Genomic DNA, 14,515 nt, shown 5'->3' on the forward strand with positions numbered 1-14,515 from the left:
TTCTATTGCGTTTCACGTGAAACGCGCTCGCGGAAGATGCTTTCAAGCAGGTGTCCCAGTCGATAGCCAGCCTCGACGATGCGTCGATTGGCGATTTGGCGGGCATTGTCCTGAAAATCCTCGCTGATGATGGGAAGCAGGCTGCCGCTGACTTTCGGGTAGGCGGCAGCAAGCAATTGATGGCTTTCATCCCGCCATAGCGCCACATTTCCCTGAACCGGTTTCGGATAGCTGTCGAGCAATCGGCCGGCATTCTTTTCGAGGCGGTTGCCGCGCAACCACGGCGGACCGGGTAGGTCGTCCCAGTATAGATGCAGGCTGCTGAAGGGCAGGCGCTTGTTGAACGGATTCTCGATTTCAACCTTGTTGCCACCTTCGTCGCCGTGCTGCCCGACATGCAATGGCTGATGGATGTCGGCCACGAGATGCAGCAGCCAGGGCAGGGCATAGGCAATCTGTTCGCTCTTTCGCGTGCCGGGGGATGAGCCTTTGGCCTGGAGCAGTTGGCTCAGGCGTTCGATCTGCCGGTCGAGTTCGCCGTCACGAACCTTGCCCGTGGCGTCCAGATCGACGTAGTGCCAGCGTTTGTGGCGTGCCGTCTCAGGGAGTCCGGGCACGGCCGGGGTGGGCGGTTCGCGATCCTCGTCATATAAGCGAGGGTCATTGCGAATATCGTCCGGCCAGGTTGAGGCTTCGGCGAAAACGGCTATCCCCTCGCGGGAGCGGGCTTTTTCGACCCAGCGCTCATGGTCCGGATGGTGGGCCAGCGCGGCCGAGATAGCGTCACGTGTTGCTGGCGATAGTTGTTGCCAGGCGATAACGGCTACCAAGCGGTGGCCGGCTGCGTTCCAGGCGTAGGCCGGCAAGGCCAATGAAAAGAAAAGCAGGGCAGAGAAGATTTGGCGCATTGGCTCATTATGCCGCGTGCGATAATCGCGCACTATGTCCAGATTGCCCTTCAATTCACTCGCTTTTGCCCTGCTGCAGGCCGCTCGCATCGATGCAGCCGTCTTTGCCGGGCAGAGCCTGGCCGACGGCCTTCTTGCTCGAGTCGATCCAGCCGCCCGCCCTGCCGTCCAGGATCTTGTCTATGGCAGTCTGCGGGCTTACGGGCGGGGTGACTTTTTCCTTGGTCGCCTGCTCGACAAGCCGCTGGATGTCGAAGAAGTCCGCGCCCTGTTGCTGGTCTCGATTTATCGACTGGAAACCCGCCCGGATGCAGCACACACCGTGGTCGATCAGGCGGTTTCGGCCGCCGGCGAATTGGCGAACGGGCGTTTTCGTGGGTTGGTCAATGCCGTGCTGCGCAATTTTCTGCGCCAGCAAGAGGCCCTGGTTGCCGCACTGGCGGACGATGCGGTCGCCGTATCCCAGCACCCGGACTGGTGGCTGGCACAGTTGCAGGCCGCCTATCCGGATGACTGGCAGCGCATCGTTGCAGCCGGGAATGCCCCGCCGCCGATGGGGCTGCGGGTCAACGTCCGCCGCGCCTCGCGTGATGATTATCTGGCGCGATTGACCGACGCCGGGATAAGCGCCACAGCGGTTGGTGAATCCGGCCTGGCGTTGGCCAAGCCGGTGCCGGTCGAATCCCTGCTTGGTTTTGCCGCCGGGCTGCTGTCCGTGCAGGACCCGGGCGCCCAAATGGCGGCGTCACTGCTCGATCCGGAACCGGGTAGCAGGGTGCTCGACGCCTGTGCCGCGCCTGGTGGCAAGACGGCGCATCTGCTGGAACGCAGCGATCTCGATTTGCTGGCGCTGGACTTGAAGCCTTCCCGCTGCCGCCGAATCGAGGAAAATTTGTCTCGACTCGGGCTGACCGCCAGCGTCAAGGCGGCTGATTGCGTCAAGCTGGACACCTGGTGGGATGGCCGGCCGTTCGATGCGGTGCTGGCCGATGTGCCCTGCACCGCCAGCGGCGTCGTCCGCCGTAATCCTGATACCAAGTGGTTGCGCCGTGAGGCCGATATCTTCAGTTTTGCCAAGACCCAGGCCCGCATACTCGACGCCTTGTGGCAGGTCGTTCGCCCCGGGGGTAAACTGCTTTACGTGACCTGTTCGGTTTTTCCGACCGAAAACGGTGTGCAGATTGCGCGCTTTCTGGAGCGCCAGCCGGAGGCCCGCCGCTGTCACGAAGAACAGCTTTTGCCAACAGCCGACCACGATGGCTTTTACTACTGCCTACTTGAAAAGCATGCTTAAACGACTGCGCCTCTGGCTGGCGCTGTTTGTTTTTGTACCGCTGGTGGTTTGGGCCGCAGAAATCGATATTACCAATCCCCAGTTGGTCGCGGGTGACGACAGCTATGTCCTGTCGGCGGATTTCAAATTTGATTTGACCCCGCGCCTTGAAGAGGCCGTGACGAAAGGCGTCGTGCTGTATTTCGTCGCCGATTTCGAGCTAACCAGAGCGCGCTGGTACTGGCTGGACGAAAAACTGGCCAGCCGCAGCCAGACATATCGCCTTTCTTATCATGCGTTGACCCGGCAATACCGCTTGTCTACTGGTGGTTTGCACCAGTCCTTCGCCACCCTGTCCGATGCGGTGCAAGTGCTGTCCCGCCTGCGCAACTGGGGAGTCATCGAGCGTGGCGAGAAAGGCATTCGAGCCGGCGAGCCGTACGAAGCGGCGCTACGCCTGCGTCTGGATGTCACCCAGTTGCCACGCCCTTTTCAGATTTCGGCGCTCGGTAACAAGGACTGGAGCCTGGCTTCCGACTGGAAAACCTGGCAGGCCACCTTGCCGGCCATCGCTCCCCCGACGGAGGCCAAGTGAAACGTTTCGTCGCTGCCGGCGGGGCCTTTGCTGCAGCCATCGGAGGCATCCTGTGGTTCCTGCTGCTGATGTCGACAGCCGCCGACACAGTGATCTTTTCGCGCAATTATCCGCTGCTCATTGCCCTGAACGTGGTCTTGGCGCTGGGTATGGTCGGTTTGGTCGGCTGGCAGTTGCGCACACTGTGGCGCGATTATCAGGCCCAGGTTTTCGGGGCGAGGCTGAAGCTGCGCCTGATGCTGATGTTCGGCTTCATTGCCGTATTGCCTGGTGCCTTGGTCTATGGGGTTTCGGTGCAGTTCGTGACGCGTTCGATCGAGAGCTGGTTTGATGTCCGGGTGGAAAAAGCCCTCGAATCAGGGCTGCAACTGGGGCGTTCGGCGCTGGACTCCCTGTTGGCCGACCTGGTCGACAAGGGGCGCAGCATGGCCAGCGAACTTTCTGACATCCAGGAAGTGTCACGTCGTTCGGCGCTGCTGCGCTTGCGCGAAGAGAAGGGCGTGCAGACGGCAGCGCTTTTTTCGGTGGGCGGACAGCTGCTTTCGAGCGCGACCAGTGAATTGTCCAGCCTGTTGCCTGATCTGCCGAACCAGTCCCAGCTTAAGCAGGCCCGCAGTACGCGGGCGGTAGGCACGGTCGAGGGTGATGGCGGCAAGCTCTATCTGCGTGTTCTGGTGCCGGTCTCGGCGCGCGACATGTTCGAAGAACCACGTATCCTGCAACTGACCCAGCCGGTGCCCTCCAGCCTGGCCCATGATGCGGATGCCGTGCAGGATGTTTATCGCGACTATCAGGAGCTGCAACTGGCGCGTGATGGGCTGACGCGAATCTACGCGCTGACGCTGACGCTGACCGTCCTCGTCGCGCTGTTTGGCGCTTTTGCGCTGGCTTATCTGATGGCGCGCCGGCTGGTGGCACCGCTCTACATTCTGGCCGAAGGCACGCAGGCGGTGGCGCAGGGCGACTTTTCGCCGCGTCAGGCCATTTATAGTGGCGATGAACTTGGTGTGCTGACCCAGTCCTTCAACCGGATGACCCGGCAGCTCGATGATGCCCGGCGCGAAACGGAACGGCACCGGGCGGAACTGGAGTCGGCACGGGGTTACCTGGAATCGATTCTGGCCAATCTGTCGACGGGGGTGCTGGTTTTTGACCGTCGTTTCGTCTTGCGCACGGTCAATGAAGGGGCGCTGACCATCCTGAATGATGATTTCATCGGCCTGATCGGTGCCCTGGTCGACGAATGGCCGCGTCAGCAGGCGCTCGGTACTTTCATTCGTGAGAATTTCGCAGCCACCGAAGAGATCGAGTGGCAGGCCCAGCTCGAAATGGAGCGCCCGAACGGCATGCCGCAGGTGCTGCTGTTGCGTGGATCGCGCCTGCCGGAAGCCAGCGGCGGTGGCGATGTGGTGGTGTTTGACGATGTCACCCGGCTGATCGCAGCCCAGCGCAGTGCGGCCTGGGGGGAAGTGGCGCGCCGGCTGGCCCATGAAATCAAGAATCCGCTGACGCCGATCCAGCTCTCTGCCGAGCGTCTGCAATTCAAGCTGGCCAGCAAGCTGACCAACGGCGATGCCGACATGCTGGCTCGCGGCACGCAGACCATCATCAATCAGGTGCAGGCCATGAAGCGCATGGTTGATGACTTCCGCGACTATGCCCGCCTGCCGGCGCCGGAAGTCGCTCCGCTCGACCTGAATGCCTTGATCGGCGAAGTGCTGGGGCTCTATGAAAGCTCTTCGGCCGTCATCGAGAACCGGCTCGATAGCGCTTTACCGCCGATACTCGGTGACGCCACGCAGTTGCGGCAGATCATCCACAATCTGCTGCGCAATGCCGAAGATGCGCTGGAGAACCATGAGGGGGCTCGTATCCTGATCCAGACCGAGCCGCTTGGGCGTTATGCTCGGCTACTGATCGCCGATAATGGCCCTGGCTTTCCAGTCGAGTTGCTGTCGCGCATCTTCGAACCTTATGTCACCACCAAGGCCCGCGGTACCGGCCTTGGCCTGCCCATCGTCAAGAAAATCGTCGAGGAACACCTGGGCTCTATCGAAATCAGCAATGCACCCGAGGGCGGAGCGCGGATCGACATCCGCCTGCCTCTGGTGAAGGAGGAGGAAGCCAAGCATGGCCATAGTTCTGGTCGTTGATGACGAAGTTGGTATTCGCGAGCTGTTGTCGGAAATCCTGATCGACGAAGGCTACGACGTGCGCCTGGCCGAAAATGCCACGGCGGCACGTCTGGTCCGCGAAGAGCTGCGTCCCGATCTGGTGCTGCTCGATATCTGGATGCCGGATACCGACGGCATTTCGCTGCTCAAGGAGTGGCATGCGGCCGGGCATCTCAACATGCCGGTCGTCATGATGTCGGGGCATGGCACGATCGATACGGCGGTCGAGGCCACGCGCTTCGGGGCGTTCGATTTTCTGGAAAAGCCGATTGCGCTGCAGAAACTGTTGTCGACCGTGCAAAAAGCGCTCAAGCACGACAAGCCGCCGGCGCGGCCGGCGCTGACGCTGGAAGCCTTTAGTCGCTCTGCCTTCGTCAAGGAATTCAAGCGGCGCCTTGAACAGGCTGCCGCCAAATCGCCGGTGCTGCTACTCAAGGGAGCCAATGGCGGCATGGCGGAAATCTGTGCCCGCACCTTGCAACCGCCGCGGGCGCCATGGCTGGATTTGTCCGGCATCAGTAGCGCACTGACTCAGGACATGCTGGAAAAGGTCACTGGCGGCATCCTGTTTGTGCCCGATCTGGCCGTGCTCGGCAAGATGCAGCAGATGAACCTGGCGTTTGCCATCGAGCGTCTGGAAAAACTGAATTTGCAGTTGATTGCCGCCAGTGTGTCATCGATCACCGCGCTCAACGAGGCGGGCTGGGACAGCAAGTTGCTGACCAGGCTGAGTGAAATCTGGGTGGCCATGCCATCGCTGGCTGGGCATGGTGACGAATTGCCGGAAATTGCCAGCTTGCTGCTGAGCAACTTTGTCGAACGCGGCGAAGTGCCGCTGCGGCGCTTTTCAACGGCAGCGTTGAATGCCTTGCGTACCTTGTCGTGGAAAAGACAGCCGGAATCGAGCTGGAGCGATCTTTACGCCTTGGTTCGTAACCTGGCAGTGACCTCGCTCGACGAAGAAATCAGCGCCGACGATGTGGCACGGGTCATGCCACACGACGGAGGGGAAAGTCCGGAAGTTCTTTCCTTGCTGCCCTTGTTCGACCAGCCCCTGCGCGAAGCCCGGGATGCCTTCGAAAAAATGTATTTTGAGCATCACCTGCGTCTGGAAGGCGGCAATATGACCAAGCTGGCCGAACGTTCAGGGCTGGAGCGGACGCATCTCTATCGCAAGTTGAAGCAATTGGACGTCAAACTCGGCAAGCGCGGCGAAGAGTAGGGCCGCATCACTCACCGAGCGAGCGCATTTTGATTGCGGGTATTCGGTATCAGTGACCCGGCGGTCGGAATGGCGGATAATTCCGCCTTTCCGATTTTCTGGCGGAGTCCGACGTGAGCCGACCCAAGAACGATACTTTCCTGCGTGCCCTTCTCAAAGAGCCGACCGAATACACACCGCTGTGGCTGATGCGCCAAGCGGGGCGTTATCTGCCCGAGTACTGCGAAACCCGTAAACGGGCTGGCAATTTCCTGAATTTGTGCAAATCGCCGACGATGGCCTGCGAGGTCACGCTGCAGCCGTTGGCCCGCTACGACCTCGATGCCGCCATCCTGTTCTCCGACATCCTGACCGTGCCCGATGCAATGGGGCTTGGGCTGTATTTCGCCGAAGGCGAGGGCCCCAAGTTCGAGCGCCCGCTGCGCGAAGAATGGGCGATCAACAACCTGACGGTGACCGATCCCTATGAGCATCTTGGCTACGTGATGGATGCCGTGTCAGAGATTCGTCGTGCGCTGGACAACTCCGTTCCGCTGATCGGCTTCTCCGGCAGCCCCTACACGCTGGCCTGTTACATGGTCGAAGGCGAGGGCTCCAGCGATTTCCGCAACATCAAGGCCATGCTCTACAACCGGCCGGACCTGCTGCACCGCATCCTGTCGGTGACCGCTGATTCCGTGATCGCCTATCTGAATGCCCAGATCGATAGCGGTGCGCAAGCGGTGATGATCTTCGATACCTGGGGAGGCTCGCTGTCCAATGCCGCCTACGAGGAGTTCTCGCTGCAATACATGCGTCGCATCGTGGCTGGCCTGAAGAAGGAAAAGGACGGTCAGCGCATTCCGAGCATCGTGTTCACCAAGAACGGTGGTCTGTGGCTGGAAAAGATTGCCGATATCGGCTGCGATGCTGTTGGCCTCGACTGGACGATCGACATTGGCGAAGCTCGCCGTCGCGTCGGTGACAAAGTGGCTTTGCAGGGCAACCTGGATCCGAACGTCTTGTTTGCTCAGCCGGAAATCGTTGCTGCCGAAGCGAAAAAAGTGCTCGACAGCTTTGGCCCGGCCAATACTGGCCACGTTTTCAACCTCGGCCACGGCATTTCGCAATTCACACCACCGGAAAGCGTGACTGCGCTGGTTGAAGCGGTTCATTCGCACAGTCGGCTATCACGTAAGTGATAGCATAAGTGAGCGGCAAAGCTTGACTTATGCACAGAGCTTTGCCGCCACCTGAAATAAATTGCTTGAAAACCCTTGACGCCAGTGTGTTTATTTAAAATATTGAATTAAAAGGGTTTTATCTGTTGCTCAATATTTCGGCAGAGTGACAAAAACCTTACCGCACCGTGACTTGGCGCCAATTCGCCAAAGAAATCCACAAAGTTATCCACAGTTTTTGTGGACAACTTTAAAAGCGGCCAAAATTGATCCTGACCAGCCAGTTTTTTCGGAGAAATGACGGTGTCAGCCGCTAAATCCATGCAAGTTTTGCGCGTTGCTCTCGATTTGCCGCTCCATCGACTTTTTGATTATGTCGTCGAGTCGGCGTCGACTGAGGATATCGGCTTGCGCGTCCGGGTGCCTTTCGGCCGTGGCGAAAAACTTGGGGTGATTGTCGAAGTGCTGGCCGAAAGCGACTGGCCACTCGAACAGCTGAAACCGGCAATTGAAGTGCTGCGCGATCTGCCGCCTTTGCCAGGCGATTTCTTCAGGCTTTGCCGGTTTGCCAGTGCTTACTATCAGGCGGCGCTTGGTGAAGTGATCATGCAGGCCCTGCCGATCGGCCTCAAGCGCCTTGATCCGCCAACCCGTCGCAATGCCCGGGCGAGCCGTTCGTCGGTCGCAATAGCGCCACCCGCCCTGACCGAAGAGCAAACCATCGCCGTGGCTGCGGTGGATCCAGCGGCCGGGTTTTCGGCCCATCTGTTGCATGGGGTGACGGGCAGCGGCAAGACCGAGGTTTACCTGCGTCTGATAGAAAGAGCGCAGGCCGATGGCAAGCAGGTCTTGCTGCTGGTGCCGGAAATCAACCTGACGCCGCAGCTCGAGGGACGGGTGCGATCCCGGTTTCCTGAGGCGGGAGTGGTTTCCCTGCATAGCGAACTGGCCGAGGCGGCGCGTGAGCGGAACTGGCGGGCTGCCTTTTCCGGCGAGGCGAGCATTGTGCTCGGGACCCGCCTGTCGATCTTCACGCCCATGCCGCGTCTTGGCCTGATTGTCGTCGATGAGGAACACGATGCTTCGTTCAAGCAACAGGACGGCATGCGCTACTCGGCGCGCGATGTCGCGGTGTTTCGCGCCCACCAGCTAGGCATTCCTGTGCTGCTCGGTTCAGCGACCCCGTCGCTGGAAACCTGGGCCAATGCCCAGAGCAAGCGCTATAACCTGATCACCCTGCTCGAACGGGCCAACCCGGAAGCATCGTTGCCGGCTATCCATATCCTCGACACCCGCAAGATGGTGCTGCAGGAGGGCGTCGGTGAGCCGCTGATTGCCGCGATTAAGGAGCGCCTGGCCCGTGGTGAGCAGAGCCTGGTCTTCCTGAATCGCCGGGGGTATTCGCCGGTGCTGGCCTGCCCGGCCTGCGGCTGGGTGTCACGCTGCACGCGTTGTGCCGCCAATATGGTGCTGCATCTGGCTGATAAGCGGCTACGTTGCCATCACTGCGGTTGCGAGCATCGTATTCCCAAAGCCTGCCCGACCTGCGGTAACCAGGATATCCATCCCTTCGGGCGCGGCACGCAGCGGCTGGAAGGCTGGTTGCAGGAAGCCTTTCCTGAGGCCCGCGTGCTCCGGGTCGACCGTGACTCGGTGAAGAGCCGCAAGCAATGGGAGGTGATGCTCGACCGCATCCACGGTGGTGAGGCCGACATTCTGGTCGGCACGCAGATGCTGGCCAAGGGGCATGACTTCCCCAAACTGACGCTGGTCGGCGTGCTGGGGGCCGATTCAGCACTGTTTGCCGCTGACTGGCGGGCTCCGGAGCGCCTGTTTGCCCAGTTGATGCAGGTCGCCGGGCGAGCCGGGCGGGCCGAACTGAAGGGCGAGGTGCAGATCCAGACGCAATACCCGGATCACCCCCTGTTCGCCTCGCTGGTCAAACACGACTATCCGGGTTTTGCCGCCCTGCAGCTCAAGGAGCGCGAACAAGCCGGCTTCCCGCCCTATGCCTTCCAGGCCGTCTTGCGCGCCGAGGCGCCGGAAATGGCTGATGCCATCGCCTTCCTGAAGACCGCCGCCGCCATGCCGCTGATCGGCGAACACGAGAACATCATGATCTACGACCCGGTGCCGATGAAGCTGGCCCGGCTGGCCAATCTGGAGCGTGGCCAATTGCTGGCCGAGTCGTATTCCCGCCCGGCGCTACAGGTCTTTCTGCCGCTCTGGCGCGAAGCCATCGAGGGCATCAAGGCGCCGTCCAAACTGCGCTGGCACATCGAGGTCGATCCACTGGAGTTCTGACCGGCACGCACCTTGCAGTGGTGATGATTCATCAACAGCAAGGAGGGCATCATGAAAATCCTCGATTCAACGGTCCAACTCTCGGCCAGCCATGAGGCAAGCACTAGCCGGAGCATGGAAATCACTGGCAGCATGGGCTTTCGGCAGATGTTCGACACCTTGGCCACCAGCGCACCGGACGAGCAGATTGCCGTCCGGCAGCGCGTCCAGAAGCTGCTGCAATCGCTGATCGATGCCATCCTCGCGGCCGTTGACGGCAAGAAGTGCGAGGAAAACATTGCCGCCGGCGACACCTTGCCGCAGGAACTGCCGCCGGCGGCCCGCGGCCGTGCGATGACCTGGAGCAGGCATGTGACCGAGAAGCTGAGCGAGACGGAAAAGACCTCGGTCTGCGGTAAGGGCTGCGTCAAGACCAGCGATGGACGCGACATCGCCTTCGATTTCTCGCTCAATCTGGCGCGTGATTATCATCAAAGTTCAACACGGGATGAAAGCGGTACGGTCGAACTGCGCGACCCATTGATCATCAATTTTGATGGCAAATCGAGTGAACTGACGACGGAGCGAATTGCCTTCGACCTTAACGCCGATGGCCTACCGGAGGAAATTCCGGGCCTTGGCGCCGGTCGTGGATTTCTGGTCTTTGACCGCAATGGCAACGGCAAGGCAGATAACGGCAGCGAGTTGTTCGGCGCGGTCAGCGGCAATGGGTTTGCCGATCTCGCCAAGCTTGATGGTGACCACAATGGCTGGATTGACGAGGGCGACGCTGCGTTTAAACAACTCGCCATCTGGTCGGGTGATTCATACACCTCACTGAGCCAGGGCGGGGTTGGGGCGCTCTATACCGGTGCGGTCGAGGCGCCTTTTGCGTTAAAAACTGAAGATAACGAGTTGCTGGGGCAAATCCGGGCGGCCGGCGTCTATCTGACCGAAGCCGGCGAGGTCGGCCATCTGCAACAGGTCGACCTTGCCGTGTCAGTTGCGCCGGGCGGACAGCAGAAGCCAGCCGAGGGCCAGAGTCTGGCCGCCTAGCAGCGCAAAGAAGGCGCTACGGTAGGCCGTATCGCCAGCCCAGCCATTGGCCTGGAGGGCATCGACGGAACTGCCGATGCCCCATTGCAGGCCAAAGGCCCCGGCGAAGACCAGCAGATTGAGCGCGGTGTTGGCCCGACCGGAGACGGCGGGTGGAAATGCCTGGCTAACCAGCGAGTAGGAAATATTGGACAGCGAAAAACAGATACCGAGTATCGGCCAAAACAGATTACCGGCGACGGTTGGCAGGCTGCTGATCAGTGCAAAGCAGGCCAGTGCTATGCTCATCGCGCCGAGATAAATTCGTTCCAGTTTCAATCCATGTCGAACGAGGGTGGTGGCGAAAAAGCCCATGAACAGGAAGCCAGCCAGCATGGCGCCGCTGATCCAGGTCAGGCGGGTGGCAATGGCTGTGTGTTCCATGCCTTCCAGCACTGTCATCCAGCGCGAGACCCATAAGCCCTGCACCGCCAAGAAGCCTCCGGTGAAGAAGAAGCCCATCGGGGCATAGCGCCAGAAGTGGCGGCTGGCAAAAATAGTCCGGACTCCCGCCAACTGCTCGGCAAGGCCGGCGCCCTTCTGTTCCGTGGCCTTGTCCGGTACTTTCAGCCACAGGATGCCCGCAACGATCAGGGTAACCACAGCGAGCGCAAAGGCGATTTCCCGCCAGCCGGTAAACCCCAGCAGCATTTCCAGAGGCTTGGTCGCAGCCAGCGCGCCCAAGCCGCCGGAGGCCATGACCCAGCCGGTCAGCGAGGCTTGGCGCTCAGGGGGGAACCATTGTGAAAAGGCTTTGAACGAGGCCATCAGACAGGCTGAAACACCTAGGCCGATCAGCGCCCGGCCGATGGCCAGCCCGCCCAGCCCATCCGATATTGAAAATACGGCAGCACCACTGGCGGCGATGACCAGCAGACCGGCTTCGACCCGACGGGGCCCGAAGCGGTCGAGCAGCATGCCGAGCGGCAACTGCGCCAGGCCGAAGGCCAGAAAGTAGGTGCTGGTCAGCAAGCCGAGCGCGTTGTCGCCAAGGCCAAGTTCGCGCGCCAGAACCGGTCCGATGATCGCGTTGACGGTGCGGAACAGGTAGGAGAGGAAGTAGCCGGCGGCAAAAGGCAGGAATAGCCTGATCCACAGGCTTCGGGTGTCGGGGTGAGTCACGGATTCTCCGGTTTCACGTGAAACGCCGGTGACTGTGGTGGCAATACTTGTGGATTTTTGCGGAGCCACTCGAGACGCGTCGTGATCTTTTGTTTCCAGTTTTCGGCAATACCCGGCGTGGCAGCCAGTCTTTCCAGATCGGCCAGTGCCGGGCGATGCGCTTGCCAGCATTGCATCGCCTCGGCCAATGTGAAGGCCGCGGAGGCTGCCCGTTCGATCTCGAGGGTATCGCCCAGGGCAACATTTCCGGGGGTGAGCACCCGCCAGTACCAGCCGGTCAGCCGTTCCCTGGCGATGAATTCCGCCATGCCCTCACTGGCGAAGCGTTCGTCAATTTTCCAGCACGGGTTGCGAGGCTGGCAAAGTTGCAGGCGGGCCGTACCGAGGCGCCAGATATCGCCGATGCGGACATCGTTTTCGTCAATATCGGCCGTCGAGATATTCTCACCCAGGCTACCGATGACCAGTTGGGCGGCAGCTTCAGGGAAGCGAGCCGCCAGTTTGGCATAGTGGCGGGCCGGGTAGAGATGAACGGCCTTGTCCGGGCCGCCATGGACGCGCCGGTCGGCTTGTTGGTCGCCGATGAAGCCTTCCGGGCCGAGTACAAGTTCGGTGGTGACCGCTTGCTTGTACATGCCGGTTGGTCGGCCGGATTCAGGGAGCGGCCGGATGCCGCCAATAAATAGGGAAACGTTTGCCATGGTTTCCGGATTTTGCCATCAATTCCACAGCCACGCCGCCCCGCGGACCCCCGAGGAATCCCCGTGGCTGGGCGGCAGGAATTTCGTGTAGATGACGTCCGAGAAAACGTACGGGGTGCAACGTTCAGGCAGGTTGCGATACAGCCGTTGCAGGTTCGACAAGCCGCCACCGATGACAATGACCTGTGGATCGAGGATGTTGATGACGCCAGCCAGGGCGCGTCCCAGCCTGTCCTCGTAGCGCTGCAGCGTGGCTTCGCAGGCCGTATCGCCGGCTATGGCGCGCTTCTCGATCTCGGCTGCCGCCAGCGTTTCACCGGTATGGCGATAATGATCGGTCGTCAGCGCCGGGCCGCAAAGATAGGTTTCGATACACCCCGACCGGCCGCAATAACAGGTGGGCAGGGGGAGATCGTCAGCGGCTGCCAGGGGCAATGGGTTGTGCCCCCATTCCCCGGCAATCGCATTGGCACCGGCCAGTACCTGTTGATTGACCACAATGCCGCCGCCGACGCCGGTGCCAAGAATGATTCCGAAGACGATATTGGCATCGCGACCACTGCCATCGATGGCTTCAGACAGCGCAAAGCAGTTGGCGTCGTTGGCCAGCCTGACCTCTCGCCGCAACAGTGCCTGCAGGTCGCGCTTGAGCGGCTTGCCGATCAGACAGGTCGAGTTGGCATTCTTGATCAGCCCGGTGGCCAGCGATTCGGCGCCGGGAATTCCGACGCCGACGCTGCCTCGCTGGCCGAGTTTCGATTCGCTTGCCTCGACCAGCCCAGCCACGGCCATCAGGGTGGCCAGGTAATCACCTTGTGGCGTTGCAATACGCTGGCGCAGCAACTCGTGACCGTCGCTGGCTAGTGCGATGATCTCTATCTTGGTCCCACCAAGGTCGATGCCGAGGCGCATCAGACCCGGACGGCGATGCCCTTGACGTTGCCGTAGGTGGTGGTCAGGGTGCGCAGGACGCTGGCGCCGGCTTCGAGCAGGAGCATGAACAGGTTGCGCTCGGTGTACAGGCAGACGGGTTGGCGGATGTCGTATTTCTCGGCGAGGACAGGCGATAGTTCGGCAAAGCGCTGGTCGATGGTCGCTTCTCCGGCGGTGTAGCCTTCGCTGAGTTCCGAGTGCAGGCCGAGAACGGAGAGATAGAATTTGCCGCCGATTTTCAGCTTGAGCAGTAGTTGGCGAACTACCTGGCGGGCTTGCTCATAGGGCATGGAGCACATGCCGCGGCGAATGATGATGATGTCGAATGGTTCGCCCGGTATCTCTTCCGGTAGCCTGGACAGGGCACAGGGGCTAAATGAAATTTCTTCGTTCAGTCCGGCGGCCAGTATTCGTCCCTCGATATCGGTCTGGAGGCTGGCATCATCCGCAACAACGACCTGCGCGCCGAGGCGGGCGAACTTGAGCGCCATCTCACAGCGCGTGTCCGACATGATCAGGACAGAGACGCGACGATCAACCCGTTGTCGTTTTACGCATTCTTCAAGAGCGAAGCGCTCCAGTTCGTCAGCCCCTGTCTCCAGAGGATTGGCGGTAATATTCATTGTCATGTGTTGTCTCCCCGCTTTGCTTCATTGTGCATGAAGGCCTGCCGATGTGACAACATGGAATCGGTGCAGTGAAAGGGAAAATCATGCTAGTCCGCTTTATATCCAGCGAAACCGGGGAAATTCTGATGTTTGCCGAGGCTGCCAGACCGCTTTTGCAGGCCATTGGCAAGGAAACCACGGCTCGTGGCGCTTTTACCCAGGCCGAAATGGCTGCTGCAGCTCAGGTCTTGCGCGAGGCAGTGCAACGGGCTGAGGCGCCGCCGCAGGATGACGAGTTCGATGAAACGGGAAAGAAGAAGGAGCCGGTGGTCGCACTCGGCCAGCGTGCCTGGCCATTGATCGATATGCTTGATCGAACAAGCCGGGGCGGGGCCAGGGCCAATATTGTCTGGGAGGCCTCGGCAGCGTTCTGACCTTGGA

General features: G+C 60.6%; 14 protein-coding genes. 8 read left to right on the top strand and 6 right to left on the bottom strand.

Translation table 11 applies throughout. The features are described from left to right. Nucleotides 1-2 precede the first annotated feature (2 nt). Entirely contained in the window at nucleotides 3-908 is a 906-nt protein-coding gene (locus DARO_RS00145; protein WP_011285796.1) for a S1/P1 nuclease, read from the bottom strand. Between the two features lie 34 nt (nucleotides 909-942). Here DARO_RS00145 and rsmB point away from each other — a divergent pair, with 34 nt between their 5' ends. From rsmB to hemE, 5 genes are all read left to right on the top strand, one after another. Continuing rightward, nucleotides 943-2,202: a 16S rRNA (cytosine(967)-C(5))-methyltransferase RsmB gene (gene rsmB / locus DARO_RS00150; protein ID WP_011285797.1), complete on the top strand. Its 1,260-nt coding sequence runs from the start codon at nucleotides 943-945 to the stop codon at nucleotides 2,200-2,202. Continuing rightward, the gene (locus tag DARO_RS00155; protein WP_049758337.1) at nucleotides 2,195-2,776 is read left to right on the top strand and encodes a DUF4390 domain-containing protein; all 582 of its coding nucleotides are present in this window, start codon (nucleotides 2,195-2,197) and stop codon (nucleotides 2,774-2,776) included. Before rsmB ends, DARO_RS00155 begins: the two co-directional genes overlap by 8 nt. Beyond that, the gene (locus DARO_RS00160) at nucleotides 2,773-4,929 is read left to right on the top strand and encodes an ATP-binding protein (RefSeq protein ID WP_011285799.1); all 2,157 of its coding nucleotides are present in this window, start codon (nucleotides 2,773-2,775) and stop codon (nucleotides 4,927-4,929) included. Before DARO_RS00155 ends, DARO_RS00160 begins: the two co-directional genes overlap by 4 nt. Further along, a complete protein-coding gene (locus tag DARO_RS00165) occupies nucleotides 4,907-6,172 on the top strand; it encodes a response regulator (protein ID WP_011285800.1) in 1,266 nt (421 codons plus the stop codon). Before DARO_RS00160 ends, DARO_RS00165 begins: the two co-directional genes overlap by 23 nt. Nucleotides 6,173-6,285: 113 nt before the next feature. Next, complete coding sequence (hemE, locus tag DARO_RS00170; protein ID WP_011285801.1) at nucleotides 6,286-7,353, top strand: uroporphyrinogen decarboxylase; 1,068 nt, start codon at nucleotides 6,286-6,288, stop codon at nucleotides 7,351-7,353. 107 nt (nucleotides 7,354-7,460) lie between these two features. Here hemE and DARO_RS00175 read toward each other — a convergent pair whose 3' ends face one another. Further along, nucleotides 7,461-7,655: a hypothetical protein gene (locus DARO_RS00175; RefSeq protein ID WP_041224133.1), complete on the bottom strand. Its 195-nt coding sequence runs from the start codon at nucleotides 7,653-7,655 to the stop codon at nucleotides 7,461-7,463. On the opposite strand from DARO_RS00175, the gene DARO_RS00180 reads away from it, so the two are divergent. Next, nucleotides 7,654-9,636: a primosomal protein N' gene (locus tag DARO_RS00180; protein ID WP_083761457.1), complete on the top strand. Its 1,983-nt coding sequence runs from the start codon at nucleotides 7,654-7,656 to the stop codon at nucleotides 9,634-9,636. The two genes, DARO_RS00175 and DARO_RS00180, sit on opposite strands and share 2 nt — an antisense overlap. Before the next feature lie 51 nt (nucleotides 9,637-9,687). Continuing rightward, nucleotides 9,688-10,671: an SPM autocatalytic domain-containing protein gene (locus DARO_RS21415; protein ID WP_011285803.1), complete on the top strand. Its 984-nt coding sequence runs from the start codon at nucleotides 9,688-9,690 to the stop codon at nucleotides 10,669-10,671. Here DARO_RS21415 and DARO_RS00190 read toward each other — a convergent pair. Genes DARO_RS00190 through DARO_RS00205 form a run of 4 tightly spaced genes read right to left on the bottom strand, consistent with a single transcriptional unit; the run spans nucleotide 10,615 to nucleotide 14,095 of the window. Continuing rightward, a complete protein-coding gene (locus DARO_RS00190; protein ID WP_011285804.1) occupies nucleotides 10,615-11,832 on the bottom strand; it encodes an MFS transporter in 1,218 nt (405 codons plus the stop codon). The genes DARO_RS21415 and DARO_RS00190 overlap by 57 nt on opposite strands. Next, a complete protein-coding gene (locus DARO_RS00195; RefSeq protein WP_011285805.1) occupies nucleotides 11,829-12,533 on the bottom strand; it encodes an MOSC domain-containing protein in 705 nt (234 codons plus the stop codon). The genes DARO_RS00190 and DARO_RS00195 overlap by 4 nt, the downstream gene beginning before the upstream one ends. A gap of 18 nt (nucleotides 12,534-12,551) precedes the next feature. Continuing rightward, nucleotides 12,552-13,445 (bottom strand): ROK family protein, encoded by an 894-nt coding sequence (locus DARO_RS00200; protein ID WP_011285806.1) that lies wholly within the window; start codon nucleotides 13,443-13,445, stop codon nucleotides 12,552-12,554. Next, entirely contained in the window at nucleotides 13,445-14,095 is a 651-nt protein-coding gene (locus DARO_RS00205; protein ID WP_011285807.1) for a hypothetical protein, read from the bottom strand. The genes DARO_RS00200 and DARO_RS00205 overlap by 1 nt, the downstream gene beginning before the upstream one ends. Before the next feature lie 83 nt (nucleotides 14,096-14,178). Here DARO_RS00205 and DARO_RS00210 point away from each other — a divergent pair, with 83 nt between their 5' ends. Beyond that, complete coding sequence (locus DARO_RS00210; protein ID WP_011285808.1) at nucleotides 14,179-14,508, top strand: DUF1840 domain-containing protein; 330 nt, start codon at nucleotides 14,179-14,181, stop codon at nucleotides 14,506-14,508. The last annotated feature ends 7 nt before the right edge of the window (nucleotides 14,509-14,515 follow it).

Source organism: Dechloromonas aromatica RCB, assembly GCF_000012425.1.